This window comes from Pseudomonas muyukensis, from assembly GCF_019139535.1.
GTDB lineage: Bacteria > Pseudomonadota > Gammaproteobacteria > Pseudomonadales > Pseudomonadaceae > Aquipseudomonas > Aquipseudomonas muyukensis.
The window spans coordinates 2,510,538-2,535,673 of record NZ_CP077073.1; the positions used below are offsets into that span (position 1 = coordinate 2,510,538).

23 protein-coding genes and 1 tRNA gene are annotated in these 25,136 nt (G+C 64.5%); 13 read left to right on the forward strand and 11 right to left on the reverse strand.

Annotated features, from left to right (window positions below; all coding sequences use genetic code 11):
* Positions 1-45: 45 nt before the first annotated feature.
* A tRNA-Pro gene (locus tag KSS95_RS11270) sits at positions 46-122 on the reverse strand.
* Between the two features lie 82 nt (positions 123-204).
* Positions 205-426, reverse strand: a complete 222-nt coding sequence (locus tag KSS95_RS11275) for a YgdI/YgdR family lipoprotein (RefSeq protein WP_134691765.1) — start codon at positions 424-426, stop codon at positions 205-207.
* A gap of 176 nt (positions 427-602) precedes the next feature.
* Between KSS95_RS11275 and moaB the strand changes: the two genes are divergently transcribed.
* Together moaB and KSS95_RS11285 are read left to right on the forward strand one after the other, a co-directional pair.
* Positions 603-1,142, forward strand: a complete 540-nt coding sequence (moaB, locus tag KSS95_RS11280; protein WP_217853722.1) for a molybdenum cofactor biosynthesis protein B — start codon at positions 603-605, stop codon at positions 1,140-1,142.
* A 22-nt stretch (positions 1,143-1,164) separates the two neighbouring features.
* Complete coding sequence (locus KSS95_RS11285) at positions 1,165-2,352, forward strand: molybdopterin molybdotransferase MoeA (RefSeq protein WP_217853962.1); 1,188 nt, start codon at positions 1,165-1,167, stop codon at positions 2,350-2,352.
* Here the strand turns inward: KSS95_RS11285 and KSS95_RS11290 are convergent.
* Both KSS95_RS11290 and KSS95_RS11295 read right to left on the reverse strand, forming a co-directional pair.
* Positions 2,341-3,576 (reverse strand): glycosyltransferase family 4 protein, encoded by a 1,236-nt coding sequence (locus KSS95_RS11290; protein WP_217853723.1) that lies wholly within the window; start codon positions 3,574-3,576, stop codon positions 2,341-2,343. The genes KSS95_RS11285 and KSS95_RS11290 overlap by 12 nt on opposite strands.
* A gap of 63 nt (positions 3,577-3,639) precedes the next feature.
* Positions 3,640-5,094, reverse strand: coding sequence for a mannose-1-phosphate guanylyltransferase/mannose-6-phosphate isomerase (locus tag KSS95_RS11295; RefSeq protein ID WP_217853724.1), 1,455 nt, complete (start codon positions 5,092-5,094; stop codon positions 3,640-3,642).
* Between the two features lie 272 nt (positions 5,095-5,366).
* Here KSS95_RS11295 and yegS point away from each other — a divergent pair, with 272 nt between their 5' ends.
* Positions 5,367-6,254 (forward strand): lipid kinase YegS, encoded by an 888-nt coding sequence (gene yegS / locus KSS95_RS11300; RefSeq protein WP_217853725.1) that lies wholly within the window; start codon positions 5,367-5,369, stop codon positions 6,252-6,254.
* On the opposite strand, the gene KSS95_RS11305 is transcribed toward yegS, so the two are convergent.
* The 3 genes from KSS95_RS11305 to KSS95_RS11315 form a co-directional block, all read right to left on the reverse strand.
* Positions 6,238-6,897 carry a response regulator gene (locus KSS95_RS11305; RefSeq protein WP_217853726.1) on the reverse strand — a complete coding sequence of 220 codons (660 nt, stop codon included), beginning with the start codon at positions 6,895-6,897 and terminating at the stop codon, positions 6,238-6,240. The genes yegS and KSS95_RS11305 overlap by 17 nt on opposite strands.
* Positions 6,887-7,783: a sensor histidine kinase gene (locus tag KSS95_RS11310; RefSeq protein ID WP_217853727.1), complete on the reverse strand. Its 897-nt coding sequence runs from the start codon at positions 7,781-7,783 to the stop codon at positions 6,887-6,889. Before KSS95_RS11310 ends, KSS95_RS11305 begins: the two co-directional genes overlap by 11 nt.
* 367 nt (positions 7,784-8,150) lie before the next feature.
* Positions 8,151-8,663, reverse strand: coding sequence for a histidine kinase (locus KSS95_RS11315; RefSeq protein ID WP_217853963.1), 513 nt, complete (start codon positions 8,661-8,663; stop codon positions 8,151-8,153).
* A 339-nt stretch (positions 8,664-9,002) separates the two neighbouring features.
* Here KSS95_RS11315 and KSS95_RS11320 point away from each other — a divergent pair, with 339 nt between their 5' ends.
* Positions 9,003-9,938: a chemotaxis protein CheV gene (locus tag KSS95_RS11320; RefSeq protein ID WP_134691757.1), complete on the forward strand. Its 936-nt coding sequence runs from the start codon at positions 9,003-9,005 to the stop codon at positions 9,936-9,938.
* 55 nt (positions 9,939-9,993) lie between these two features.
* Positions 9,994-10,797 carry an MOSC domain-containing protein gene (locus KSS95_RS11325; protein WP_217853728.1) on the forward strand — a complete coding sequence of 268 codons (804 nt, stop codon included), beginning with the start codon at positions 9,994-9,996 and terminating at the stop codon, positions 10,795-10,797.
* 98 nt (positions 10,798-10,895) lie between these two features.
* On the opposite strand, the gene KSS95_RS11330 is transcribed toward KSS95_RS11325, so the two are convergent.
* Complete coding sequence (locus KSS95_RS11330) at positions 10,896-12,824, reverse strand: transglycosylase SLT domain-containing protein (protein ID WP_217853729.1); 1,929 nt, start codon at positions 12,822-12,824, stop codon at positions 10,896-10,898.
* A gap of 207 nt (positions 12,825-13,031) precedes the next feature.
* Between KSS95_RS11330 and KSS95_RS11335 the strand changes: the two genes are divergently transcribed.
* Positions 13,032-14,960, forward strand: coding sequence for an ATP-binding cassette domain-containing protein (locus KSS95_RS11335; RefSeq protein ID WP_217853730.1), 1,929 nt, complete (start codon positions 13,032-13,034; stop codon positions 14,958-14,960).
* A gap of 74 nt (positions 14,961-15,034) precedes the next feature.
* On the opposite strand, the gene KSS95_RS11340 is transcribed toward KSS95_RS11335, so the two are convergent.
* Positions 15,035-15,475 (reverse strand): universal stress protein, encoded by a 441-nt coding sequence (locus tag KSS95_RS11340; protein WP_217853731.1) that lies wholly within the window; start codon positions 15,473-15,475, stop codon positions 15,035-15,037.
* A gap of 109 nt (positions 15,476-15,584) precedes the next feature.
* On the opposite strand from KSS95_RS11340, the gene KSS95_RS11345 reads away from it, so the two are divergent.
* The 7 genes from KSS95_RS11345 to KSS95_RS11375 all read left to right on the forward strand — a co-directional run bounded on the left by KSS95_RS11345 (position 15,585) and on the right by KSS95_RS11375 (position 23,854).
* A complete protein-coding gene (locus KSS95_RS11345; protein ID WP_217853732.1) occupies positions 15,585-16,022 on the forward strand; it encodes a hypothetical protein in 438 nt (145 codons plus the stop codon).
* Positions 16,023-16,500: 478 nt separating this feature from the next.
* Positions 16,501-18,648, forward strand: coding sequence for a fatty acid oxidation complex subunit alpha FadB (gene fadB, locus KSS95_RS11350; RefSeq protein ID WP_217853733.1), 2,148 nt, complete (start codon positions 16,501-16,503; stop codon positions 18,646-18,648).
* 31 nt (positions 18,649-18,679) lie between these two features.
* Positions 18,680-19,855, forward strand: coding sequence for an acetyl-CoA C-acyltransferase FadA (gene fadA, locus KSS95_RS11355; protein WP_217853734.1), 1,176 nt, complete (start codon positions 18,680-18,682; stop codon positions 19,853-19,855).
* A 78-nt stretch (positions 19,856-19,933) separates the two neighbouring features.
* Positions 19,934-20,185: a DUF1653 domain-containing protein gene (locus KSS95_RS11360; protein ID WP_217853735.1), complete on the forward strand. Its 252-nt coding sequence runs from the start codon at positions 19,934-19,936 to the stop codon at positions 20,183-20,185.
* A 100-nt stretch (positions 20,186-20,285) separates the two neighbouring features.
* Positions 20,286-22,895 carry a type I DNA topoisomerase gene (gene topA / locus KSS95_RS11365; protein WP_217853736.1) on the forward strand — a complete coding sequence of 870 codons (2,610 nt, stop codon included), beginning with the start codon at positions 20,286-20,288 and terminating at the stop codon, positions 22,893-22,895.
* A 158-nt stretch (positions 22,896-23,053) separates the two neighbouring features.
* Positions 23,054-23,569, forward strand: coding sequence for a DUF6586 family protein (locus KSS95_RS11370; protein ID WP_217853737.1), 516 nt, complete (start codon positions 23,054-23,056; stop codon positions 23,567-23,569).
* A 51-nt stretch (positions 23,570-23,620) separates the two neighbouring features.
* On the forward strand, positions 23,621-23,854 hold the full coding sequence (locus KSS95_RS11375; protein WP_023630868.1) for a hypothetical protein: 234 nt from the start codon (positions 23,621-23,623) through the stop codon (positions 23,852-23,854).
* Between the two features lie 63 nt (positions 23,855-23,917).
* Here KSS95_RS11375 and sulA read toward each other — a convergent pair whose 3' ends face one another.
* Complete coding sequence (sulA, locus tag KSS95_RS11380) at positions 23,918-24,394, reverse strand: SOS-induced cell division inhibitor SulA (protein WP_217853738.1); 477 nt, start codon at positions 24,392-24,394, stop codon at positions 23,918-23,920.
* A 13-nt stretch (positions 24,395-24,407) separates the two neighbouring features.
* Complete coding sequence (gene lexA, locus KSS95_RS11385; protein WP_217853739.1) at positions 24,408-25,016, reverse strand: transcriptional repressor LexA; 609 nt, start codon at positions 25,014-25,016, stop codon at positions 24,408-24,410.
* Positions 25,017-25,136 lie beyond the last annotated feature (120 nt).

The window sequence follows — 25,136 nt, forward strand, 5'->3', positions numbered from 1 at the left end:
CGCAGGCAGCAAAAAGCCCGCGCGAGGCGGGCTTTTTGTCGGATGTGGTCGGAGAGACAGGATTCGAACCTGCGGCCTTCTCGTCCCGAACGAGACGCGCTACCTGGCTGCGCTACACTCCGATGTCCGAAATGCTACTGCATCGATTTTTTCAACGCAACCCCTTGTTGCAAAAAGGAGTTGCGCTGAAAAACAGGGGCTGGATCACAGCTCCTTGACGGTACGGATCTGGTCCTTGTTGATGCGCGCGCGCTTGCCGTCGAGCTGCTCGAATTCGTAGAAACCGGAGTCGTCATCGTACTTCGGCGTGTCCACCGCCTGGATTTCGCGACCGTCGTTCAGGGTGATGACGGTAGGCGAGGCGCAGCCGGCGAGGGCGCCCAGGCCCAGGGCAAGCAGGAAGGCGGGAAGGGTCCGTTGGATCATCGTGTTTCTCCAGTGCAATGGTGCTAGATGACATTAAGACGCAGGGCGTCCACGCAAGTTCCTTGCAAAGTGCAGCATAGCGCCATCGCCGGGGCATTGACCAAGAACAAGGTCGCGTTCGTTGCCGCTGGCCTGTGATATAACAGCGCACATTCCCCTCCCGCGTGACGGACCCCATGAAAGCCAAGGCTGATACCCCCTTCGTGCCGCTGAACATCGCCGTGCTCACGGTCAGCGATACCCGTACCTTCGACACCGACACCTCCGGCCAACTGTTCGTCGACCGCCTGAGCGCTGCGGGCCACCGCCTGGCGGCGCGGGTGCTGCTCAAGGACGACCTGTACAAGATCCGCGCCCAGGTCGCCACCTGGATCGCCGACGAGCAGGTGCAAGTGGTGCTGATCACCGGCGGCACCGGCTTCACCGGCCGCGACAGCACCCCGGAGGCCGTGGCCTGCCTGCTGGACAAGCAGGTCGAGGGCTTCGGCGAGCTGTTCCGGCAGATCTCGGTGGCCGACATCGGCACCTCCACTGTGCAGTCCCGCGCCCTGGCCGGCCTGGCCAACGGCACGTTGGTCTGCTGCCTGCCGGGCTCGACCAACGCCGTGCGCACCGGTTGGGATGGCATCCTCGCCGAGCAGTTGGATGCCCGCCACCGGCCGTGCAACTTCGTCCCCCACCTGAAGCAGGCAGCGGCCTGCGACAGCCGTGGTTGAGGTGGCCCCGGCGCGGCCATTGATGCCGCTGGAAGAGGCCCTCGAACGCTTGCTGGCGCTGGCCGAGGCGGCACCTATCACGGCGACCGAGCGCGTGGTCCTGGGCGCTGCCGAAGGCCGAGTGCTGGCCTGCGATCTGCTTGCCGGGCTCGATTTGCCGCCTTGGCCCAACAGTGCCATGGATGGCTATGCCCTGCGCCTGGCTGACTGGCAGGGCGAGCCGCTGGCAGTGACCCAGCGCATCTTCGCCGGTCATGCGCCACAGCCGCTGCAACCAGGCACCTGCGCGCGGATCTTCACCGGGGCGCCGTTGCCTGAGGGCGCCGATTGCGTCGAGATGCAGGAAAACGCCGAGGTGCTCGAGGACGGTCGGGTGCGCTTTGTCGAGCCACTGACCCTGGGCCAGAACGTGCGCCCCAAGGGCCAGGAAACCCGTGTCGGCGAGTTGGTGATCGCTGCCGGCACGCGCCTGGGCCCGATCCAGCTCGGGTTGGCAGCAACCTTGGGCTTCGCTGAACTGGAAGTGGTGCGCCGGCCGCGGGTGGCGGTGCTGTCGACCGGTGACGAGCTGGTCGAGCCTGGCTTGCCGCTTGGCCCGGGGCAGATCTACAACAGCAACCGGCGCCTGCTGGTCAGCTGGTTGCAGCGCCTGGGTTGCGAAGTGCTGGACGCCGGTATCCTGCCGGACGACCTCGAGCGTACCCGGCACTGCCTGGGTGGCCTGGGCGATGTCGACCTGATCCTCTCCACCGGTGGCGTCTCGGTGGGCGAAGCCGATTACCTCGGCCTGGCCCTGCGCGAAGCTGGCGAGCTGGCGCTGTGGAAGCTGGCGATCAAGCCGGGCAAGCCGTTGACCTTTGGCCACTACCAGGGCGTGCCGGTGATCGGCCTGCCGGGCAATCCTGCCTCGACCCTGGTGACCTTTGGTTTGCTGGCGCGCCCCTACCTGCTGCGCCGGCAAGGCGTGAGCAAGGTCGCGCCGCTGTGCTTCAGTGTGCCGGCGGGGTTTGACTGGCCAAGGCCGGGCAGCCGTCGCGAGTACCTGCGCGCGCGCATCGAGGACGGCCAGGTGCGCATCTACAAGAACCAGAGCTCCGGGGTGCTGCGCAGCGCGGCCTGGGCCGATGGGGTGGTGGAAGTACGTGAAGGCAGCACGCCGCGCCAGGGCGAGCTGGTGACGTTCATTCCGTTCAGCGAGCTACTTGGCTAGCACGCCACCCAGGGGGCTGTTGCCTGCGGGGACCAGCTGGGTCAGGCGCATGTGCACGTTTTCCAGTTGCTGGGCGGCGACGCTCCAGTCATGGCGTTGGCGCACGAATGCCCGACCGGCCTCGCCGAGCTGGCTCATGCGCGCGGGCTGATTGAGCAGTTGCGTGATCAGCAGCGCCAGTTGGCCGCCATCGTCGCTGCCCAGGTAGTGCTCGCCAGGGGTCGCCGTCAGCCCTGAGACGCCCTTGCCGGTGGTGATCACCGGCAACCCTGCGGCCATGGCTTCGAGGATCTTCACCTTGGAGCCGCCAGCATGGCGCAATGGCGCGAAAAACAGCGCCGAGCGCCGCTGCAGCTCGCGCAGGTCGGGGCGATAACCCACCCACTCGATGCGCGGGTCGTTCCAGTGCAGCTTCCAGCTGGCCGGCAGGGCGTGTCCGGCAATGGCCAGGCGTACTGCAGGGTTGCTCATCCACACCTGGGGCAGGATGTCTTCCAACGCCCATTCGATGGCCTCCAGGTTGGCGCCGTATTCAAAGTTGCCGACGAACAGCAGGCGCTGGCTGTGAAGGGCCGGGTTCACGCCCTGGTAGTGGTCGCAATCCACGCCGTTGACCACCACGTTCACCGAGCGACCGCTGATCTGGCTGATCAGCTCGGCGTCATGGCCGCTGACTGCCACCACCTCGCTGGGCTGGCGCAGTACCCGTTGCTCCCAGCGCCGGTAGCGCCAGCGATCGAAGGCATTGAGCGGGCGCAGCCACAGGGGCAGGCGGTCGTGGCAGGCCGCGCCCATGACCGACTCCAGGTAGTGCTCGCTGAGCATGTAGGGCAGGCCGCGGGCCTGCAGGGCCTTCTCGAATGGCTGGAAGCTGTAGCTGTGCTCGATCTGGATCACGTCCCAGGGTTCGTCCAGCAGTTGCTCGAAGCGGTGTCGCAGGCAGGGCGCCAGGCCGTTGATGATGGCGCGCATGGGGTAGTCGATGATCGGCGAGGCCAGCAGGTTGAGCGGGCTGTGCAGTGCCCGCCGGGGCAGCACGATCAAGCGTTCGACCCAGGGCTCCAGGGCCTCGCGCGCCGCTTCGCCCAAGGGGACTTTGGACTGCACCAGCAAGGTGATCCGGTGACCGTGCTGGGCCAAGGTGCGCAGCAGGTGATATTGCCGGGTCTTGCTGCCGCTGGTGGTTGGCCAGGGCAGGTAGGGCAGGGTCCAGAGTATGCGCATAAGCCGGAATCCTCGCGGTTGGCCGGTTGTCGGCCCTGGATGGCAAGACGCGCCCACTGGCCGTCACCCGAGGGCGGCGGCCGGGGCGCGTCCATAGATATCAGTAAAGCGTACGATGTCGTCTTCGCCCAGGTACTCGCCGCTCTGCACTTCGATCATCACCAGGTCGATCACCCCGGGGTTGGTCAGGCGATGACTGCGGCCGGGCTTGATGAAGGTGGACTCGTTGGTGTCGAGCAGGAACTCCTCCTCGCCGTTGGTCACGCAGGCCATGCCGCTGACCACGATCCAGTGCTCGCTGCGGTGGTGATGCATCTGCAACGACAAGGATTCGCCGGGGCGCACCATGATGCGCTTGATCTTGAACCGTGGCCCTTCCTCGAGCACCGTGAACAGGCCCCAGGGACGGGTCACGGTACGGTGCAGGCGATAGGCATCATGGCCCTGGCGCTTGAGTTGCTGGGCGATCAGCTTGACCTCCTGGCTGCGCGCGGCGTCGGCGATCAGCAGCGCGTCGGGGGTGTCGATGACGATCAGGTTGTCCAGGCCCACGGCGCCGACCAGGCGCCGGGGCGCGTCGATGTAGCAGTTGCTGACGTCGTGCAGCACGGCTTCGCCGTTGCACTGGTTGCCTTGCTCGTCGGCCGGGCGCAGCTCGCGTACCGCTTCCCAGCTGCCGATGTCGCGCCAGCCGATGTCGCAGGGCACCACGGCCACTTGGCTGGAGCGCTCCATCAGCGCGTAGTCGATGGACAGGTCGGGGGCCTGGGCGAAGTGCTCGGCGTCCAGCTCCACCTGCAGGTCGCCAGCGCCGGCCTTGACCTGGCTGGCCTGCAGGCATTGGCCCACCTTGAGCACTACCTCGGGCGCGTGGGCCTGCAGTTCGGCCAGCAGGGTGCCGACGCGCAGGCAGAACATGCCGGCATTCCACAGGTGTCGGCCATCCTTCAGATAGCCCAGTGCCGTGTCTGCGTCGGGTTTTTCGACGAAGCGGGCAACCCGATAGGCCTGCTCGTCGAGCGGCTGGCCCTGTTCGATGTAGCCAAAGCCGGTCTCGGCGCGGGTCGGCAGCAGGCCGAAGGTGGTCAGCCAGCCCTGGCAGGCCAGTTGGCGGGCGTGTGCGACGGCCTGGTGGAAGGCGTCCTGGTCCTGCACTAGGTGATCGGCGGGCAGCACCAGCAGCAGGCTGTCCTCGCCGTACAGGCGGGCACAGTGCAGGGCCGCCGCGGCGATGGCTGGGGCGGTGTTGCGGCCGAAGGGTTCGAGGATGAAGTCCAGCGCCAGGCCCTGGGTGCCAAGCTGGCGATATTCGTCCTGAGTGCGGAAGTAGCTTTCGCGGTTGGTCACCGTGAGCAGGCGTTCCACGCCAGGCAGGGCGCGGGCCCGGCTGAAGGTTTTCTGCAGCAGGCTGATGCCGTCGGGCAAGCGCATGAACGGCTTGGGCATGGCCTCGCGGGACACCGGCCACAATCGGGTGCCGGCACCGCCAGCGATGATGCAGGGGATCAGGACGCTCATAGTCACAGCCTCGAATCAGGGCGCTGTCGCACAGCGCAAAAACAAGGGAATCACGACCTGTCAGGTATCCGATGACAGAAAGTCAATAAAATGACTTTTGCGAGCAGCATCGTCCATGAAGGCCAAATATTTGTCGAATGATGCACCTGTGGCCGCGACCTTTCAATGGTGGCTGTAGGAATTCGCGCTGTTGGGTGTGGGGTGTGGAGCAATCTGCATGCTTGAGTTGTCGAGATTGCGGTAGGGCTTTTCAATCAACAGGGAGCACGACGATGCAGCATTCCAAGGCACTGCTGATCCTGCACGGCAAGCAGGCCGGCAACGACGAGGTGCGCCTGGCGGTGGGCCAGTTGCGCGAGCGAGGCTGGACCCTGGACGTGCGCCTGACCTGGGAGGCCGGTGATGCCCAGCGCCTGGTCGAGGAGGCCTTGGCCGCCGGTTACGCTCACCTGGTGGCCGGTGGTGGCGACGGTACCTTGCGCGATGTCGCCGAAGCCATGGGGCAGGCGGCGACCCAGGCCAGCCTGGTGTTGTTGCCGCTGGGCACGGCCAATGACTTCGCCAAGGCCGCCGGCGTGCCGCTGACGCCACAGGCGGCGCTGGACTTGCTGGAGCAGCCGGCGCAGGCCATCGACCTGGGGCGGGTGGGTGACCAGTTGTTCCTGAACATGGCCACTGGCGGCTTCGGCAGCCAGGTGACGGCCAATACCTCGGAAGACCTGAAGAAGGTCTTGGGCGCGGCGGCCTATCTGTTCACTGGCCTGTCACGCTTCAGCGAACTGCAAGCCGCCGCGGTGGAGCTGCAAGGGCCGGATTTCCACTGGCAGGGGGAGTTGCTGGCGTTGGGTATCGGTAACGGCCGGCAGGCCGGAGGCGGTCATGTGCTGTGCCCGCAGGCCAAGGCCGATGATGGCTTGCTGGATATCGGCATCCTGCCGGCGCCGCAAGAGATGGCCGCTGCGCTGCGTGACCTGCTGGCCGGCGATGGCCTGTTCGTGCGGGCGCGGCTGCCATGGGTGGAGATCAAGAGCGCCCAGGGCCTGGACATCAACCTCGATGGCGAGCCCTTGCAGGCCGACAGCCTGCGCTTCGAGGCGGTGCCCCGCGCCTTGCGCGTGCACCTGCCGGCGGACTCGCCGCTGCTCAGTCGTCGAGGCTGATGATTCGTTCGCGCACGGCGAACAGCACCAGGCCCGCCACGTCGTAGATCTGCAGGCGCTTCATGATCTGCGAGCGATGGGTTTCCACGGTCTTGATCGACAGCCCCAGGCCATTGGCGATCTCGCGAGTGGACTTGCCGCGCACGATCAGGCGCAGGATCTCCAGCTGGCGCGCCGTCAGGTTGTGGCGGTCGTCGCTGGGCTGCTTGCCGCTCTGCGCGCGCAGCAACGCCTGGTTGATCACGGTGTGGGCGATGGCCGGGCTCAGGTAGCGCTCGTCGCCGCGCAATGCCGCCAGGGCCTGCTCCAGCTCGGTGGCGGTGGTGTCCTTGAGCAGGTAGCCGTGGGCGCCGCTTTCCAGGGCGCGCATGATCAGGTCCGGGTCGGTGTGCATCGACAGGATCAGCACCTTGCACAGGCAACCGTTTGCGCGCAGTTGCGTGAGGGCGTCCAGGCCGCTGGTGGTGCGCATGGAAATATCCAGCAGGACGATGTCCGGGTCCAGGCGCAGAACATGCTCGAGCAACTGGCCACCATCATCGGCTTCGCCGATCACGGTGTAGCCGGGAATGTCCGAGACCAATGCCCGTACGCCTGCGCGAATCAGGGAATGGTCGTCCACCAGCAGTAATCTACAGGTCATCGGGGGCAGGGGTCCTGGCGCGTTCCTGGCTGCGTGGCGGCCAGGGGAAAAGTGCATCGATTCGGGTGCCCTGGCCGGGCTGGCTGGTGATGCTCAGGCTGCCTTGCAGGGCGGTCACCCGTTCCTGCATGCCGGCCATGCCGCGCTGGCCGGCGTCGGCCGGGGCCGGCTCGGGGACGAAGCCGTCGCCATCGTCCTGGATCGACAGGGCCAGGCCTGCCGGTGTGCGCTGCAGGCGAACCACCAGGTTGCGCGCGCTGGCATGGCGCAGCATGTTGGTCACGGCTTCCTGGGTAATGCGGAACGCGGCCATGGCCACATCGTCGTTGATGCCGCCCAGGCGCTGCTGGCACTCCAGGCTCCAGTGCACCTCGGTGTTTTCCAGGGTGCGCAGCAGGTGCGCGCGCAGGCTCGCTTCCAGGCCCAGGCTGGCCAGCTGGCGCGGATTGAGGATGGCCGAGACGTCGCGGACGTTGCCCAGGGTCTGCTCCAGGGTGCTGCGCAAGGTGGCGCAATGCGCTTGCAGCTCTGTCGGCACCCGGCGTTGCAGCCAGTCGACCTGAAGCTTGGCGGCGGTAAGCAGCTGGCCGATGTCATCGTGCAGTTCACGGCTCAGGCGCTGGCGTTCGCTCTCCTGGACCTGGAGCATGCGGGTGGCCAGTTCCGCCGGGCGCAGGCTGATCGAGCGCGCCCAGTGCCGCAGGTGCCAACCGGCGCCGATCATGGCCGCCAGTTGCAGCAGCAGCAGGCTGGCCGAGAGCGGCAGGGTTTGCAGGTAGCACACCAGGTTCGCCGCCAGCGAGGCGACGCACAGCAACACCGTCGTCCAGCGCAGCAGGGCAACTCTGGAGCGGCAACGCTGGAGAAACTTCAAGCGTGGGAGCATAGATAGGGAAGCCACTGAGTTATTGCTGATGAAAGCATTGCACATGCCCAACCCGGGTTATTGGCGTCCCGTTTTGCATAAAGCACTGGGGCCGCAACCAATCGCCCGCTGTTCAACGGTGCGCATGTTCGAAAGCGCGCATGTTATCACTTCGATTGAGTTTGGTCGCGCAGGGATAACTGCTTGAAACCTCGGATTTTCCGGGCTGTGGCGGCTCGAATGGGCGGGTGCGCAGCTAGCAGAGTGCCATTATTAAATGATGTTTCCAAAGCGGCTGGATCAACTAAGATTCAACCTTGGAAAAACATTTTGAAAAACTTGATCAACTTGGCAAGTTGTGGCGCCTTACTTGTCGCGGGTCACTCGCTTAGTGTGGGCGCTCAGGTAGGGCCAGGGCGTGTGGGTTCTGTCGGTCGCCGGGGTGCGGGTGGGTGCAAAGGCTGCCCGTCGCATGGCACGGCGCGCACAGTTGTCCAACCGGTTGCCCCAGCAGGCCGGCCAGCTCGCCCAGCAGCAGTTGCTGTTCCTCGGTGTCCATGTCCAACCGGCCGCAGTGCGGGTCGACCAGCTCCAATTGCCAGGCCAGCAGGGTCAGGCAGGCTGCCAGCGCCGGCAGGGCGGGGCCGTGCAGGTGTGGCTGGGCGCAGGCAGGGGCCAGCAATTGCTGCAGGGTGCGCGTGTAGTGGGCGACTTCGACCAGGCCAAGTGCGTCGGCGCGCAAGGCCAGGGTGTCGAGGCTTTCGTTGAGGCAATGGCAGGCGTCGGCGTCGTTGTCGATCAGTTCCAGGTGCTGCAGGCACTCCTGGGCCCTGGCCAGCAGGACCTGCGCATCTTGCAGGAAGTCCGGCACGGCGCCGTTGTGCAGTGGCGTGCTATCCATCATGGCTCCCCGGCGTCAGGGATTGGCCACACCAAGATGATCGCTAGCAAAAGCCTGACTCCGTTCATGCATTGAGAATGGCGTCACATTAATGGCTAATGGATATCGCGAACATCAGGTTGCACCCGATTGCTACTAAGGGTTTCCCTGATGCAGATTCAGGTGGGCTGTTCGTCGGGGGGAGGCGCGCAAGGTCGGCGTGGCAGCAGTAAAGCATGATGGTAAAGTGATATCAATCACCCTGAATGGCTTTTTCCATCAGGGGTCAAGCTGGGGCGGCTTCCGCCGATACAGGGCTGATGCAACCACTTTTTCCGACTCAAGCCTGGGGGCTGTGCAATGGCAGGCATTCTCGACACGGTAGACCAACGTACGCAACTGGTGGGTGAGAACCGCCTGGAAATTCTCATGTTCCGCCTGGCCGGCCGCCAGTTGTTCGCCATCAACGTCTTCAAGGTCCAGGAGGTGCTGCAACTGCCCAAGCTGACCCTGATGCCGCAGCGCCACGCCTTCGTCTGCGGGGTGGTCAACCTGCGTGGCCAGACCCTGCCGGTGATCGACCTGTCCCAGGCGATCGGCATGCGCCCACTGCAACCGGGGCCGGACAGCACCATCATCGTCACTGAATACAACCGCTCGGTGCAGGCCTTCCTGGTGGGTGGCGTCGACCGCATCGTCAACATGAACTGGGAAGCCATCATGCCGCCGCCGACCAGCGCCGGCCGTCAACACTACCTCACGGCGATCACCAAGGTCGACGAGAAGCTGGTGGAAATCATCGACGTGGAAAAGGTGCTGGCCGAGATCGTGCCTTACAGCGCCAAGGTCTCCCGCGACAAGCTCGAGGACCCGCTGCTGGCCCGCGCGCGCGGCCGCGAAGTGCTGCTGGTGGACGACTCCAGCGTGGCCCTGGCGCAGCTGCGTGAAACCCTGTCGCAACTGGGGGTGAAGCTGCATACGGCCAGCGACGGCCTCAAGGCGCTGCGCCTGCTCAAGGGTTGGGCCGATGCCGGAGAGGATGTCTGCGAAAAACTGCTGATGGTCTTCACCGATGCCGAAATGCCCGAGATGGACGGCTACCGGCTGACCACCGAAATCCGCAACGACCCGCGCCTGCGTGGCCTGTACGTGGTGCTGCACACCTCGCTGTCGGGCAGCTTCAACGAATCGATGGTGAAGAAGGTCGGTTGCGACAACTTCCTCTCCAAGTTCCAGCCGGATCGCTTGGTGGAGGTGGTGCGCCAGCGTTTGAGCCTGGATCACGCCGCAGTGTAATCGCCGCCCGCCTGCGTATAAGCTTGGCGTTTCGACTGGCGCAAGGCGGGCAAGGATGTTTCTGAGTGCGTTGTATCGTTATCCGGTGAAGTCGGCGCAGGCGCAGAGCCTGTCGGCATCGCCCGTGGGCCACATGGGGTTGGACGGTGACCGGCGCTGGCTGGTGGTGGAGGCGGAGAATGGCCGCTTCCTCACGCAGCGGGCCTGGCCACAGCTCGGACAGATCAGCGCCAGCTATGGCGCCGAGGGTCAGTTGCTACTGGCCGCGCCGGGGCAGGCCGCGCTGGAAGTGCCGGTGCCGGGTGCCGATGACGACCTGCGCGGCGTCACCATCTGGCGTGATACGTTGCGCGTGCCCGATGCGGGCGATGCGCCAGCGGCCTGGCTCAGCGAACTACTGGGCAAGGCGGTGCGGCTGGTGCATTGCCCACAGCAACGGGCCCGCTACCTGCCAAGCGGCTATGGCCTGAACAGCGATCGCGCGGCATTTCCCGATGGCTTTCCATTGCTGCTGATTGGCCAGGCTTCACTGGACGAGCTCAGCCGTCGGGTTGGTCGGCCGATGCAGATGCTGCGTTTTCGTCCCAACCTGGTGGTCGAAGGCGCCGAAGCGTTCGCCGAGGACCGCTGGAAGCGCATTCGCATCGGTGACATGACCTTCCGTGTGCTCAAGCCGAGCGTGCGCTGCATCCTCACCACCCTCGACCCTGCCACCGGCGAGCGCAGCGCCGACCGGGAACCCTTGACCACCCTCAAGACATTCCGCGAGCGGGAAGGGGATGTGCTGTTTGGCCAGAACCTGGCAGTGGATGGCGAGGGTGAGCTGAAGGTGGGGATGGCGGTTGAGGTTGTCGAGTAAGGCAAGGTGTTGGGCGATAGTCTTGCCGTGCTCTCAAGATCGAGCGCCGCCCGCGCGGCGCTCGATCTGATCGGCGCTACAGCGCCTGCGGCGAACGATCACATATCGTCGAAATACCGCTCATGCCAATCCACCAGCGGTTGCGGTGAATTGAGCTTCTGTCCATAGATGACCGAATACGACAGCACGTTCTGCACGTACTGGCGAGTCTCGTCGAACGGAATCGACTCCACCCACACATCGAAGCTCAGGTGCTTGGCGCCCTTGAGCCACTGGCGCACACGGCCTGGGCCGGCGTTGTAGGCCGCCGAGGCCAGTACCCGGTTGCCGTTGAACTGGCTGTGCACCTGGCTCAGGTAGGCGGCGCCGAGCTGGATGTTCTTGTCCGGGTTGAGCACCTGTGCCGGTGAGGCCAACGGGATGCTGAACTTGCGCGCGGTCTCCTTGGCGGTGCCCGGCATCAGCTGCATCAGGCCGCTGGCACCGACGCTGGAGCGGGCATCCTCCATGAAGGCGCTCTCCTGGCGGGTAATGGCGAATACCCAGCTCGAATGCAGGCCACGAACCTTGGCCTCGCGCACCAGGGTGTCGCGGTGGGCCATGGGGAAACGGATATCCAGGTCGTCCCAGTACTGCGCCTGGCTGATGGTGCGAATGGCCGGGAAGTACCAGCGCATGTCATAGGCCAGGCGCGCCTGGGCGACCATCTCGTCACGGTTGAAGTGGCGGCTGACGTGGTACCACTCGCGGCGGCCCTCGACGATCTGGCCGCGGGCATGGAACTCCAGGGCGCGACGCACGCCGGGGGTGTTGCGCACCTTGTTGATCACCGCCTGGCTCAGCACCAGCGGCTTGTTGTTCAGCTGGTAAGGGGTTTGCGCCCGGTCGGCGGCGAGGAAGCCGTAGAAGTCGCGTTCGCGGGCCACGGTCTTGTACAGCAGCGGAATTTGCGGGTTGTTCGGTTGCGCCAGTTCCAGGCTGCGCGCCTGCCAGTATTTCCAGCGGTTGCTGCTGGCCAGGTCCTGGGGCAGGCGCTTGGTCAGCTCGTAGGCGTCTTCCCAGCGGCCCAGGCGCAGCAGCAGGCGCATGCGCCATTCGCTGACGGTGTTGTCGCGCAGCTCGGGGTCGTAGCGGGTCATCAGCTCGAGGGCGCGCGGGTCGTAGCGGCGGGCCAGGGTCAGGCCGATCTCGCGGGCGATGGCGACTTTCTCGTCGCGGGAGAAGTGCATGCGCTGGGCGTAGTCGTCGAGCAGTGCCATGGCCTGTTCGGGGTTTTGCCGGGCCAGGCGGCGCAAGCCAAGGCTGACCACGTCCGACATGGCCTCGTTGACCGGGGTGAAGCGCGAGGGCTGGTTGAGCAGCTCTGGCTTTTGCGCCACGTCGAGCAGCAGCTTGCCTTGCGGGCCGAGGGTGGTGAGGGTTTTCACCAGGTTGTTGGCCAGGCCGTAGTTGCGCGCCTGGGCCGCCAGTTTGGCGCGCTGCCAGCGCTTGGCCTCGGTCAGCTGGCCTTCGGCGGCCCACAGGGCGAACAGGGTGTCGCAGGCGGTGGGCTGCGACTTGCCGACGTTCCACAGTTTTTCCGCCGTGGCGAAGCCTTCGGCGCGCAGGCCGTGGCTGAGCTGGTACTGGCCGTTGAGGCAGTCCAGTTCGGTGAAGTTCAGCTTGGCGTCATAGTACTTGGCGAAGGTGTTCCATTCGCCGCGCTCGGCCAGCCAGCGCAGCCAGCGCAGCTTCATCCAGTTGGCCTGGGGCAGGTCGCCATGGGCGGCGAGGAAGCCTTCGATCTCCTGGTTGCTGGCGCTTTTCAGGCGCGCGGTCAGTTCGTCGTAGGTCAGGTACGGCGTCAGCGGGTAGTCGCGCAGCGCCTGGGCGTAGCGCAGGTACGGGCCCTTGTCGCCCTTGGCCAGGGCGCGCTTGGCCTCGTCGTAGTACTGGCGTTGTTGGCTGAGGTCGGCGGCCTGTGCGGCACTCGCGGCGGTGGCGGTGAGCAGCAGGGCGGAAGCAAGTTGTAACAGGCGGCTGCGCATGATACGTCCGGGCAGTTGAACCAGTGAGAGTGACGGCGGAGCCAGCACTGTTGGGTATTACTGCCTAGCTTAGCCGGTTGCCGGGGAGCGGTGAAAGCACTGTGCTTGTATCGAGTTGTTATCCGACGCCGGGCAGTGGGAAACGTGTCGCTGATGCCGTGGCGGGGCAAGTCAGGTAGAATGCGCGCCCGGTTTTTGGAGAAGATCATGACCCTGCTCAAATTAAGCGATGTGTCCCTCGCATTCGGCGCCATGCCGCTGCTGGACAAGGTTTCCTGGCAGATCGCCCGAGGCGAGCGGGTGTGCATCATCGGCCGCAACGGCACGGGCAAGTCGAGCATGCTGCGCCTGGTCAAGGGCGAGCAGAAGCCTGACGACGGCGATATCTGGCGTGCCCCAGGGCTGAAGATCGGCGAGTTGCCGCAGGAACTGCCGGTAGCCGACGAGCGCTCGGTGTTCGACGTGGTGGCCGCGGGCCTGGACGGCGTCGGCGAGCTGCTGGCGCAATACCACCACCTGAGCCAGAACATCCACGGCGATGAAGACCTGGACAAGCTCATGCATGTCCAGCACGAGCTGGAGGCCCGTGACGGCTGGCGTTTGCAGCAGGTGGTCGAGAGCACCCTGAGCCGCCTGCAACTGCCGGCCGACAAGACCCTTGCCGAGCTGTCCGGTGGCTGGCGCCGCCGGGTGCTGCTGGCCCAGGCGCTGGTCTCCGAGCCCGACCTTTTGCTGCTCGACGAGCCAACCAACCACCTGGACATCGGTGCCATCGCCTGGCTCGAAGAGGCCCTGAGCGGTTTCAACGGCGCCGTGCTGTTCATCACCCACGACCGTTCCTTCCTGCAGAACCTGGCCACGCGCATCCTCGAACTGGACCGTGGTGGGCTGATCGACTGGAACGGCGACTACGCCAGCTTCCTGGTGCACAAGGAGGCCGAGCTCGCCGCCGAGGCCACCGCCAATGCGCTGTTCGACAAGCGCCTGGCCCAGGAGGAGGTGTGGATCCGCCAGGGCATCAAGGCCCGGCGCACCCGCAACGAAGGCCGCGTGCGCGCGCTCAAGGCGCTGCGCGTCGAGCGCGGCGAGCGCCGTGAGCGCCAGGGCAAGGCCAATATCCAGATCGAGGTGGCGGACAAGTCGGGCAAGCAGGTGATGCTGCTCGAGGATGTCAGCTTCGCCCATGCCGGCGGGCCGAAACTGGTCAAGGACTTCTCCATGGTGCTGCAGCGCCAGGATCGCATTGGCCTGCTCGGCGCCAACGGCACCGGCAAGACCACCTTGCTCAAGCTGATGCTCGGCGACCTGGAGCCGACCAGCGGCAAGGTCGAGCGCGGTACCAAGCTGGAAGTGGCGTATTTCGACCAGATGCGCCACCAGCTCGACCTGGAAAAGACCGTCATCGACAACCTCGCCGAAGGGCGCGACTTCATCGAGATCGATGGCCAGAACCGCCACGTGCTCAGCTACCTCGGCGATTTCCTATTCAGCCCGCAGCGTGCCCGTACCCCGGTCAAGGCGCTGTCCGGTGGCGAGCGCGCGCGCCTGCTGCTGGCCAAGCTGTTCAGCAAGCCGGCCAACCTGCTGGTGCTGGACGAACCGACCAACGACCTGGATGTCGAGACCCTCGAGCTGCTCGAAGAGGTGCTGGCCAACTACAAGGGCACCGTGCTGATGGTCAGCCACGACCGGGCCTTCCTCGACAACGTGGTCACCAGCACCCTGGTGTTCGAAGGCGAAGGGCGCGTGCGTGAATATGTCGGTGGCTACGAGGACTGGATCCGCCAGGGTGGTTCGCCCAAGCTGCTGGGCGTGACCGAGAGCAAGGGCGGCAAGTCCGAGCTCAACAGCGCGGTGGTCGAGAAGGTGGCCGAGCCGGTTGCGCCGGCCGCGGTTGCCGCGGCGCCCGAGGCGTCGAAGAAGAAGCTCAGCTACAAGTTGCAGCGTGAGCTGGAAATGCTGCCAGGGCAGATCGACGAGGTGGAGCAGCGCATGGCCGAGGTGCAGGAAGAAGTGAGCGCTGCCGATTTCTATCAGCGGCCGATTGCCGAAACCTCGGCGGTGCTGGCCAGGCTCGAGAAGCTGCAGGGTGAGCTGGATGCGCTGGTGGAGCGCTGGGCTGAGCTCGAAGGCTGAGTAATGCTTTTAGCCCGTTCGCCGGCAAGCCGGCTCCTGCGAGGTTTGTGCAGGAGCCGGCTTGCCGGTGAAGCTTATTCTTTCTTCAGAAGGCGTACTGCCAGCACATCGCAAGGCGCGCCGTGCAGCACGTCGTTGGCGGTGGAGCCCAGCAGCAGGGCCAGGCCATGGCGGCCATGGCTGCCGACCACGATCAGGTCGCACTTCTGGTCCTTGGCCAGTTGGTGGATTTCCTGGCGCGGCTGGCCGTAGACCAGGTGCGAGTCGCCTTTCTTGATGTCCGGATACTTGTTGAACAGGCGCTCCATGCGTTCCTTGGCCTGGTCGAACTGTTGCTGCTGCAACTGCGACAGGTCCATTGGCACGTCGCCGCCGAAGGCCATGGCCATGGGCTCGACGATATGCACCAGGGAAACCTTGGCGCCGGTGGGTTCGGCGAGCTTCATGGCGCGCTTGATCACCGGGTCGCATTCTTCGGTCAGGTCGACAGCGACCAGAAGATGTTCGTAGGACATGTGAGTACTCCTGACAATCGCGATAGTAGAAGTATGGTCGCTTTCGTGCGGGGCGTTGGTGAAACCTGGATAACCCGCTCATTTGCAACGCTTTATAAGGTCTACAGATATGACGGTATGGCTGGTGGTGTCAATCCTTGCGGTGATGCTCAGCCCGCTTGCCTGGCTGCGCCAGTCGCGCAAGCAGGGCGAGCAGATGAGCCTGCGCCTTGAAGCGCGGCGCATGGGCCTGGCCATGCAACTGGCGCCGCAGCAGTGGCCGCACTGGCTGGAAAACGAGCCGCCAAGCCCTTGCCCGCAGTACCACCGGGCGCGCCGCCGCGGGCACGCGGACAGCTGGTGCTACTGGCAGATCACCCCGGGTGTGTGGTGGAACCAGTGGCGCGAACCGTGCGAGGACGCGCGCCTGGCCGAAGTCTTCGCCCAGTTGCCCGCCACGGTGTACAAGGTCGAGGCCGACAGCCGCATGATCGTCCTGTACTGGAGCGAGCGGGGCGATAAATCTGTTTTGCAGGATATTGCCCGGTTCTTCGACAGCCTCGCCTGACCCACCCGTAAACGCACCGCGCCGCGCCAGAGCTGAACAGCTTTGGCGCGGCGCGGTGCGTTCTGCTGCGCAGAAAAAGGCCAGGCAGGCCGGAAACACTTGCAATCACAGGCAGTGTAGCCAGCAGCGTCCGGTGCGTTTAAATAATTGCAGCCGCCGTCGTTCGCCGATGGTCGATCGCTGACATGAATGATCGGCAATCACTGTCATCATGTTTCCTGCCCGGCGGGTAGAAGATGACTGGAAAGTCGCGTTTTCAAGGTGCGCGGGAGCATTTGACAACGTCGATCTTTTCGGAGAATGTGTGCACACCCAAATCAAACGGGCGTATGAATTGAGCGTTTGTATGTCAGACGGCTCTTACGAATCCCGATTAGCGCGCCGGCGGGTGTGCCTGGGGGAGGGGATCGGACCTACCGGCCCCTTCCGCCAGTGATCGGCGTGTACAGTTCAGCTTCCATATCGTGGAGATCAGTTGATGATTTACGAAGGTAAAGCCATCACGGTTAAGGCTCTTGAAAGCGGCATCGTCGAACTGAAGTTCGACCTCAAGGGTGAGTCCGTCAACAAGTTCAACCGCCTCACTCTGAACGAGCTGCGCCAGGCAGTGGACGCGATCAAGGCCGATGCGTCGGTCAAGGGCGTGATCGTCAGCAGTGGCAAGGACGTGTTCATCGTCGGCGCCGACATCACCGAGTTCGTCGACAACTTCAAGCTGCCCGAGGCCGAACTGGTCGCCGGCAACCTGGAAGCCAACCGCATTTTCAGTGACTTCGAAGACCTGCAGGTGCCGACCGTCGTCGCCATCAACGGTATCGCCCTGGGTGGCGGCCTGGAGATGTGCCTGGCCGCCGACTACCGGGTCATGTCCAGCACTGCCAAGATCGGCCTGCCGGAAGTCAAGCTGGGCATCTACCCAGGCTTTGGCGGCACCGTGCGCCTGCCGCGCCTGATCGGTTCGGACAACGCCATCGAATGGATCGCCTCGGGCAAGGAAAACCGCGCCGAAGACGCCCTGAAGGTCGGCGCCGTCGATGCCGTGGTCACCCCCGAGCTGCTCCAGGCCGGTGCCCTGGACCTGGTCAAGCGCGCCATCAGCGGCGAGCTGGACTACAAGGCCAAGCGCCAGCCGAAGCTGGAAAAACTCAAGCTCAATGCCATCGAGCAGATGATGGCCTTCGAGACCGCCAAGGGCTTCGTCGCCGGCCAGGCCGGCCCGAACTACCCGGCCCCGGTAGAAGCCATCAAGAGCATCCAGAAAGCCGCCAACTTCGGCCGCGACAAGGCCCTGGAAGTCGAGGCCGCCGGCTTCGCCAAACTGGCCAAGACCTCGGTCGCCGAAAGCCTGATCGGCCTGTTCCTCAATGACCAGGAGCTCAAGCGCAAGGCCAAGGCCCATGACGAGATCGCCCACGACGTGAAGCAGGCCGCCGTGCTCGGCGCCGGCATCATGGGTGGCGGCATCGCCTACCAGTCGGCAGTCAAGGGCACCCCGATCCTGATGAAGGACATCCGCGAGGATGCCATCCAGCTGGGCCTGAACGAAGCCTCCAAGCTGCTCGGCAAGCGCGTCGAGAAGGGTCGCCTGACTCCGGCGAAAATGGCCGAGGCACTCAATGCCATCCGTCCGACCCTGTCCTACGGCGACTTCGCCAATGTCGACATCGTCGTCGAAGCCGTGGTCGAGAACCCGAAGGTCAAGCAGGCGGTGCTGGCCGAGGTGGAAGGGCAGGTTAAGGATGACGCCATCCTCGCCTCCAACACCTCGACCATCTCCATCAACCTGCTGGCCAAGGCGCTCAAGCGCCCGGAAAACTTCGTCGGCATGCACTTCTTCAACCCAGTGCACATGATGCCGCTGGTGGAAGTGATTCGTGGCGAGAAGTCCAGTGACGTGGCGGTCGCCACCACCGTGGCCTACGCCAAGAAAATGGGCAAGAACCCGATCGTGGTCAACGACTGCCCGGGCTTCTTGGTCAACCGTGTGCTGTTCCCGTACTTCGGCGGCTTCGCCAAGCTGGTCAGCGCGGGTGTCGACTTCGTGCGCATCGACAAGGTCATGGAGAAGTTCGGCTGGCCAATGGGCCCGGCCTACCTGATGGACGTGGTCGGCATCGACACCGGCCACCATGGCCGCGACGTGATGGCTGAAGGCTTCCCGGACCGCATGAAGGACGACCGTCGCTCGGCCGTCGACGCCCTGTACGAGGCCAATCGCCTGGGCCAGAAGAACGGCAAGGGCTTCTATGCCTACGAGACCGACAAGCGCGGCAAGCCGAAGAAGGTCGCCGACGCCACGGTGCTCGACGTGCTCAAGCCGATCGTCTTCGAACAGCGTGAAGTCAGCGACGAAGACATCATCAACTGGATGATGATCCCGCTGTGCCTGGAGACCGTGCGCTGCCTGGAAGACGGCATCGTCGCCACCGCCGCCGAAGCCGACATGGGCCTGGTCTACGGCATCGGCTTCCCTCCCTTCCGCGGTGGCGCGCTGCGCTACATCGATGCGATCGGGGTCGCCGAGTTCGTCGCACTGGCCGACAAGTACGCCGACCTGGGGCCGCTGTACCACCCCACTGCGAAGCTGCGCGAAATGGCCAAGAACGGCCAGCGCTTCTTCAACTGAGCGCCCAACGAGCTAGAGCGAGAATACTGATATGAGCCTGAATCCAAGAGACGTGGTGATTGTCGACTTCGGTCGCACGCCGATGGGCCGCTCCAAGGGTGGCATGCACCGCAACACCCGTGCCGAGGACCTGTCCGCGCACCTGATCAGCAAGCTGCTGGAGCGCAACGACAAGGTCGACCCAAAAGAGGTCGAGGACGTGATCTGGGGCTGCGTCAACCAGACCCTGGAGCAGGGCTGGAACGTCGCGCGCATGGCCTCGCTGATGACCCAGATCCCGCACACCGCCGCGGCGCAGACCGTCAGCCGCCTGTGCGGCTCGTCGATGAGCGCGCTGCACACCGCCGCCCAGGCGATCATGACCGGCAACGGCGATGTGTTCGTGGTCGGTGGCGTGGAGCACATGGGCCACGTCAGCATGATGCATGGCGTCGACCCCAACCCGCACCTGTCCTTGCACGCCGCCAAGGCTTCCGGGATGATGGGCCTCACCGCCGAGATGCTCGGCAAGATGCACGGCATCACCCGTGAACAACAGGATCTGTTCGGCCTGCGTTCGCACCAGCTTGCCCACAAGGCGACGGTCGAAGGCAAATTCAAGGACGAAATCATCCCGATCCAGGGCTACGACGAGAACGGCTTCCTGAAGGTCTTCGACTACGACGAGACCATTCGCCCGGAAACCACCCTTGAGGGCCTGGCGTCGCTGAAGCCGGCGTTCAACCCCAAAGGCGGTACCGTCACTGCCGGTACGTCGTCGCAGATCACCGACGGTGCTTCGTGCATGATCGTCATGTCCGGCCAGCGCGCCATGGACCTGGGGATCCAGCCGTTGGCGGTGATCCGTTCGATGGCCGTGGCGGGTGTCGACCCGGCGATCATGGGCTACGGCCCGGTGCCAGCCACGCAGAAAGCCCTCAAGCGCGCGGGCTTGAGCATCGCTGACATCGACTTCTTCGAGCTCAACGAAGCCTTTGCTGCACAGGCCCTGCCGGTGCTCAAGGACTTGAAAGTGCTCGACAAGATGGATGAGAAGGTTAACCTGCACGGCGGCGCCATCGCCCTGGGCCACCCGTTCGGTTGCTCTGGTGCGCGGATTTCCGGCACCCTGCTCAACGTCATGAAGCAAAATGGCGGTACCCTGGGCGTTGCCACCATGTGTGTCGGCCTGGGCCAAGGCATCACCACTGTCTTCGAACGCGTCTGATCGCGTTGCGGGACAGCAGCCGGGGCCTCGTGCCCCGGTTTTTGTTTTTTACAGGATTTGTTCAAGAGGGCGAGCGAGATGCAGATACAACCTGGTGTGTACCGGCATTACAAAGGCCCTGAGTATCGCGTGTTCAGCGCGGCGCGCCATTCCGAGAGCGAAGAGTGGATGGTGTTCTACCAGTGCCTGTATGGTGATTACAGCTTCTGGGTCAGGCCGCTTTCGATGTTCCAGGAGTCCGTCGAGGTTGACGGCGAGCAGGTGCCACGCTTTGCTTTGGTCAAGGCCGAAGAAGGCTTGCCTGAGCGGCATGGCAAGGCGCACGAGTGATAGACCGCGCTTGACCTCACTCTTTTGCCACTATATATAGCGGTGCCGCGTCTGGCACCTGACGCGTTTTTCATCTTCAGATTCAGGAATACTCCGATCCATGGGCAAATCGCTGGTCATTGTGGAATCCCCGGCCAAGGCCAAGACCATCAACAAGTACCTGGGCAGCCAGTACGTGGTGAAGTCGAGTATCGGCCATATCCGAGACCTTCCCACCAGCGGTTCCGCCAGTGCGAGCAAGGAACCGGCGGCCAAGCGTGGCAAGGCGGCGGCCGAGGCCCCGGCCTTGTCGCCGAAGGAAAAGGCCCGGCGTACCCTGGTTGCGCGCATGGGCGTCGACCCTGAGGCCGGCTGGAAGGCCAAGTACGAGATCCTTCCTGGCAAGGAAAAGGTGATCGACGAACTGCGCCGCCTGGCCAAGGATGCCGACACCATCTATCTCGCAACCGACTTGGATCGCGAGGGGGAAGCCATTGCCTGGCACCTGCGCGAAGCCATCGGGGGTGACGACAGCCGCTACAAGCGCGTGGTGTTCAACGAGATCACCAAGAAAGCCATCCAGGAAGCGTTTTCCCAGCCGGGCGAACTCGATATCGATCGGGTCAATGCCCAGCAGGCTCGGCGCTTCCTGGACCGCGTGGTGGGCTACATGGTCTCGCCGCTGCTGTGGGCCAAGATCGCCCGCGGCCTGTCGGCCGGCCGCGTGCAATCCGTGGCGGTGAAGCTGGTGGTCGAGCGTGAGCGCGAGATCCGTGCGTTCAACCCGGAAGAATACTGGGAAGTCCATGCCGACCTGGGTACCGCGAAGAACGCCAAGGTGCGTTTCGAGGTGGCGCGCCAGCAGGGCGAGGCCTTCAAGCCGCTCAATGAAGCGCAGGCCATGGCCGCGCTGGAGCAGCTCAAGTCGTCGAGCTACAGCGTCAGCAAGCGCGAAGACCGGCCGACCAGCAGCAAGCCTTCGGCACCCTTCATCACCTCCACCCTGCAGCAGGCCGCGAGCAATCGCCTGGGCTACGGGGTGAAGAAGACCATGATGATGGCCCAGCGCCTGTACGAAGCCGGCTACATCACCTATATGCGTACCGACTCGACCAACCTGTCGACCGACGCGGTCGAGATGGCCCGCAGCTACATCGAGAACGAATTCGGCAAGCAGTACCTGCCGGCCGCGCCGATCGTCTACGGCAGCAAGGAAGGGGCACAGGAGGCGCACGAGGCGATCCGCCCGTCCGACGTCAACACCCACCCGACCAAGCTCAGCGGCATGGAGCGTGACGCCGAGCGCCTGTACGAGCTGATCTGGCGCCAGTTCCTGGCCTGCCAGATGCCGCCTGCGCAATACCTGTCGACCAGCGTCACCGTGGTGGCCGGCGACTTCGAGCTGCGCGCCAAGGGCCGTATCCTCAAGTTTGACGGTTATACCCGTGTACTGCCCCAGCAGAGCAAGCCGGGCGAGGACGACGTGCTGCCGGAAATGGCCCAGGGCGAGGTGCTCAAGCTGATTCAGCTGGACCCGAGCCAGCACTTCACCAAGCCGCCGGCGCGCTTCACCGAAGCCAGCCTGGTCAAGGAGATGGAAAAGCGCGGTATCGGTCGCCCGTCGACCTACGCGGCGATCATCTCGACCATCCAGGACCGCGGCTACGTGACGCTGCACAACCGTCGCTTCTACTCCGAGAAGATGGGCGATATCGTCACCGAGCGCCTGTCGGAGAGCTTCGCCAACCTGATGGACTACGGCTTCACCGCCGGCATGGAAGAGAACCTCGACGATGTGGCCCAGGGCGAGCGTGACTGGAAGAACGTCCTCGACGAGTTCTACGGCGATTTCAGCAAGAAGCTGCTGACCGCCGAGTCCAGCGAACACGGCATGCGTGCCAACCAGCCGACCCTGACCAATATCGCGTGCAAGGAATGCGGCCGGCCGATGATGATCCGCACCGCGTCCACTGGTGTGTTCCTGGGCTGCTCGGGCTACAGCCTGCCGCCGAAGGAGCGCTGCAAGGCCACCGTCAACCTGGTGCCGGGCGACGAGATTGCCGCCGACGACGAGGGTGAGTCGGAATCGCTGGTACTGCGTGGCAAGCACCGTTGCCCGATCTGTGCCACGGCGATGGACGCCTACCTGCTCGACGAGAAGCGCAAGCTGCACATCTGCGGTAACAACCCGGACTGCGTCGGCTACGAGATCGAGGAAGGCAACTACCGCATCAAGGGCTACGAAGGGCCGAGCCTGGAGTGCGACAAGTGCGGCAGCGAGATGCAGCTCAAGACCGGCCGTTTCGGCAAGTTCTTCGGCTGTACCAATCCTGCGTGCAAGAACACCCGCAAGCTGCTCAAGAGCGGCGAGGCGGCGCCACCGAAGATGGACAAGGTGGATATGCCCGAGCTCAAGTGCGAGAAGGTCGATGACACCTACGTGCTGCGCGATGGTGCCTCGGGGCTGTTCCTGGCCGCCAGCCAGTTCCCGAAAAACCGTGAGACCCGGGCGCCGTTGGTGCTGGAGATCGTGCCGCACAAGCATGAGATCGATCCGAAGTACCACTTCCTCTGCGACGCACCGCAAAAGGACCCGGACGGTCGTCCGGCAGTGATCCGCTACAGCCGCAAGACCAAGGAGCAGTACGTGCAGTCCGAGGTCGATGGCAAGCCGACCGGCTGGAAGGCGTTCTTCGATGGCAAGACCTGGAAAGTCGAAGACAAGCGCTGATCCAGGCTTCACGCTCATCGCGGGGCAAGCCCGCTCGCACAGGCGTTGTTCCAGCCTTGTGGGGGCGGGCTTGCCCCGCGAGCGTTTGTGCTTGCGGTAGGCCGGGCCAATCCCCGACACTGCGGTATCGCCTTGCTGCTCATGGGAGGTCATCGAACATGGCCCAGGAACGCTACACCCGCACCAACCAGAAACTGTTCTTCGCCGGCCTTGCCCTGGAATCCATGGCCAGGGCCGAACAGAGCCAGGCGCTGAATGCCCAGGGCCTGATCCAGGCCGAGCGCGAGTCGGCGCTGTTCCACCTGTACGGCGCGCTGTTGGGCCTGTGCCATGAGATCGCGGGTTTCTACCGCTTGCCAGTGGCGGCCACTGTCGAGCAGGCCCTGGCCGAGGAAGCACTCAACAGCATCGCCATTCCCGAGGTAGGCGAAATGCTCGAGCTGGTCAGCCAACGGGAAACCTGGCTGGCGCAACTGCTGGCGGCTTATGCCGATTTGTTCCGACCGCCGGTCGCGAAGAAAACCGTCAAAACCGACGTCACCCAGCCGCTGATCCAGGCCGTCAGCCTCGACGAGCCCGAGCCGGTCGCGCTTTCCCGGGACGCGTTGCAGGCCTGGCGGCAGGACCTCAAGGACTTGGTAAGGCGATTCCGCGACGCGCTCAGTGAGTGCTGACAGCTTCCATGGCTGGTACAATGCCGGCCTTTCGTGAAAAGCAGGCCCTATATGTCAACGTCCTTTCTAGAAATTGTCGAGTTGCCTGATGGCCGGATCGAGCTGCGCCGCGCCGAGGATGAAGGTTCCCTGGTAACCCTGGATTTCTCAGAGGATGCCAAGGCATTCCTGCAAGGACAGCATGTGGAAGTGGCCAAGGCCATGCTTAGCGTTGGCGTACAGATGGCGGGGCGCCTGGTGGAAGGCGACTTCGAGCGTGAAGAAGGGCCGCGTGTGCTTCACTGAGTCGCTGTAAGCGCCACGTCAGTGGCTGCGGATTTCAAGCATTTGACAGGCAAAGCCTGAACATCAGCCGAGGCGGATGTTCAGGCTTTGTGCGTTTCCGAGGGCGGCGGCGCGCAGCAGTTGCTGGCGTGCGCTGCTGCTGACGCTGGGGAACCAGCTGACCACGGTATGGCTGTGGCCCAGGCGCAGGGCTTCGCAGGCCAGTTGCAGCGGGGTTTGCTTGCCGCCGGGCTGCAGGATGAGGATGCGCTCGCGGTTCAAGCCCGCGTCGCGCAGCCAGGCTTGGGTCAGGCTGCCAGGCGGGGCGATCAGGGTCAGCCAGCGGCTGTCGTCTTCTTCGCTGAGTTCGCGCAACACGGGTGCCAGCAGGCTCTGGCAATGCCCCGGGGCGCCGCGCAGGGCCAGTTCGCTGTACAGCTCCGGCTGGCTGCTTTTGCGCGGCGTGGCGCCGGGCTTGAGCCCCGGCAGCACCGGCTGGGCGAGGAAGGCCTCGAACAGCGGCAACTGGGCAGGTGTGTGCGTGTGGGTGATAGGCTGCATGACGCCTCCTGGATCAGCGGCGCAGAACGCCGACGCTCAAGCCCTCGATCACCAGTTCCTGTTCCTTCAGGTCGACTTCGATGGGGGCGAATTCGGGGTTTTCGGCGATCAGCCAGACCTTGTTGCCTTCGCGCTTGAAGCGCTTGACGGTCACTTCATCGCCGATGCGGGCCACCACCACCTGGCCGTTGCGGGCTTCACGGGTGGTGTGCACGGCGAGCAGGTCGCCGTCGAAGATGCCGATGTCCTTCATGCTCATGCCGTGTACGCGCAACAGGTAGTCGGCGCGGGGATGGAAGAGCGCCGGGTTGATGTTGCAGGATTCCTCGATGTGCTGTTCGGCGAGGATCGGCGCACCGGCGGCGACCCGGCCGATGATCGGCAGGCCGCTGTCTTCGTCCTTCGGCTCCAGGCCAGGGATGCGGATGCCGCGCGAGGCGCCGGGGGTCATCTCGATGGCACCTTTGCGAGCCAGGGCCTTGAGGTGCTCCTCGGCGGCATTGGGCGACTTGAAGCCCAGTTCCTGGGCGATCTCGGCGCGGGTCGGCGGGAAGCCGTTGGCCTCGAGGCAGCGTTTGATGAAAGCCAGAATCTCGGCTTGGCGTGGCGTCAGTTTCAGCATGGGCGAGGGCTCTGTCTTTTTATACAGTGACTGGGATTATATACAGTGCCGGGCGCGCTGCAAGCTACTTGCTGCAAGAAATAGCCAGTGCGGGGCCTGTCGTGTCGCTTGCAGCTTGCA

Excerpts from the sequence above, each read along its gene's own strand:
- KSS95_RS11310 (WP_217853727.1), bottom strand. The coding sequence starts at position 7,783 with ATGCTCCCACGCTTGAAGTTTCTCCAGCGTTGCCGCTCCAGAGTTGCC.
- KSS95_RS11330 (WP_217853729.1), bottom strand. The coding sequence starts at position 12,824 with ATGCGCAGCCGCCTGTTACAACTTGCTTCCGCCCTGCTGCTCACCGCC.
- fadA (WP_217853734.1), top strand. The coding sequence starts at position 18,680 with ATGAGCCTGAATCCAAGAGACGTGGTGATTGTCGACTTCGGTCGCACG.
- KSS95_RS11360 (WP_217853735.1), top strand. The coding sequence starts at position 19,934 with ATGCAGATACAACCTGGTGTGTACCGGCATTACAAAGGCCCTGAGTAT.
- KSS95_RS11315 (WP_217853963.1), bottom strand. The coding sequence starts at position 8,663 with ATGGATAGCACGCCACTGCACAACGGCGCCGTGCCGGACTTCCTGCAA.
- KSS95_RS11375 (WP_023630868.1), top strand. The coding sequence starts at position 23,621 with ATGTCAACGTCCTTTCTAGAAATTGTCGAGTTGCCTGATGGCCGGATC.
- yegS (WP_217853725.1), top strand. The coding sequence starts at position 5,367 with ATGCAGCATTCCAAGGCACTGCTGATCCTGCACGGCAAGCAGGCCGGC.
- sulA (WP_217853738.1), bottom strand. The coding sequence starts at position 24,394 with ATGCAGCCTATCACCCACACGCACACACCTGCCCAGTTGCCGCTGTTC.
- KSS95_RS11285 (WP_217853962.1), top strand. The coding sequence starts at position 1,165 with ATGCCGCTGGAAGAGGCCCTCGAACGCTTGCTGGCGCTGGCCGAGGCG.
- KSS95_RS11325 (WP_217853728.1), top strand. The coding sequence starts at position 9,994 with ATGTTTCTGAGTGCGTTGTATCGTTATCCGGTGAAGTCGGCGCAGGCG.
- KSS95_RS11305 (WP_217853726.1), bottom strand. The coding sequence starts at position 6,897 with ATGACCTGTAGATTACTGCTGGTGGACGACCATTCCCTGATTCGCGCA.
- moaB (WP_217853722.1), top strand. The coding sequence starts at position 603 with ATGAAAGCCAAGGCTGATACCCCCTTCGTGCCGCTGAACATCGCCGTG.
- fadB (WP_217853733.1), top strand. The coding sequence starts at position 16,501 with ATGATTTACGAAGGTAAAGCCATCACGGTTAAGGCTCTTGAAAGCGGC.
- KSS95_RS11370 (WP_217853737.1), top strand. The coding sequence starts at position 23,054 with ATGGCCCAGGAACGCTACACCCGCACCAACCAGAAACTGTTCTTCGCC.
- KSS95_RS11295 (WP_217853724.1), bottom strand. The coding sequence starts at position 5,094 with ATGAGCGTCCTGATCCCCTGCATCATCGCTGGCGGTGCCGGCACCCGA.
- KSS95_RS11345 (WP_217853732.1), top strand. The coding sequence starts at position 15,585 with ATGACGGTATGGCTGGTGGTGTCAATCCTTGCGGTGATGCTCAGCCCG.
- KSS95_RS11275 (WP_134691765.1), bottom strand. The coding sequence starts at position 426 with ATGATCCAACGGACCCTTCCCGCCTTCCTGCTTGCCCTGGGCCTGGGC.
- KSS95_RS11335 (WP_217853730.1), top strand. The coding sequence starts at position 13,032 with ATGACCCTGCTCAAATTAAGCGATGTGTCCCTCGCATTCGGCGCCATG.
- KSS95_RS11320 (WP_134691757.1), top strand. The coding sequence starts at position 9,003 with ATGGCAGGCATTCTCGACACGGTAGACCAACGTACGCAACTGGTGGGT.
- topA (WP_217853736.1), top strand. The coding sequence starts at position 20,286 with ATGGGCAAATCGCTGGTCATTGTGGAATCCCCGGCCAAGGCCAAGACC.
- KSS95_RS11340 (WP_217853731.1), bottom strand. The coding sequence starts at position 15,475 with ATGTCCTACGAACATCTTCTGGTCGCTGTCGACCTGACCGAAGAATGC.
- lexA (WP_217853739.1), bottom strand. The coding sequence starts at position 25,016 with ATGCTGAAACTGACGCCACGCCAAGCCGAGATTCTGGCTTTCATCAAA.
- KSS95_RS11290 (WP_217853723.1), bottom strand. The coding sequence starts at position 3,576 with ATGCGCATACTCTGGACCCTGCCCTACCTGCCCTGGCCAACCACCAGC.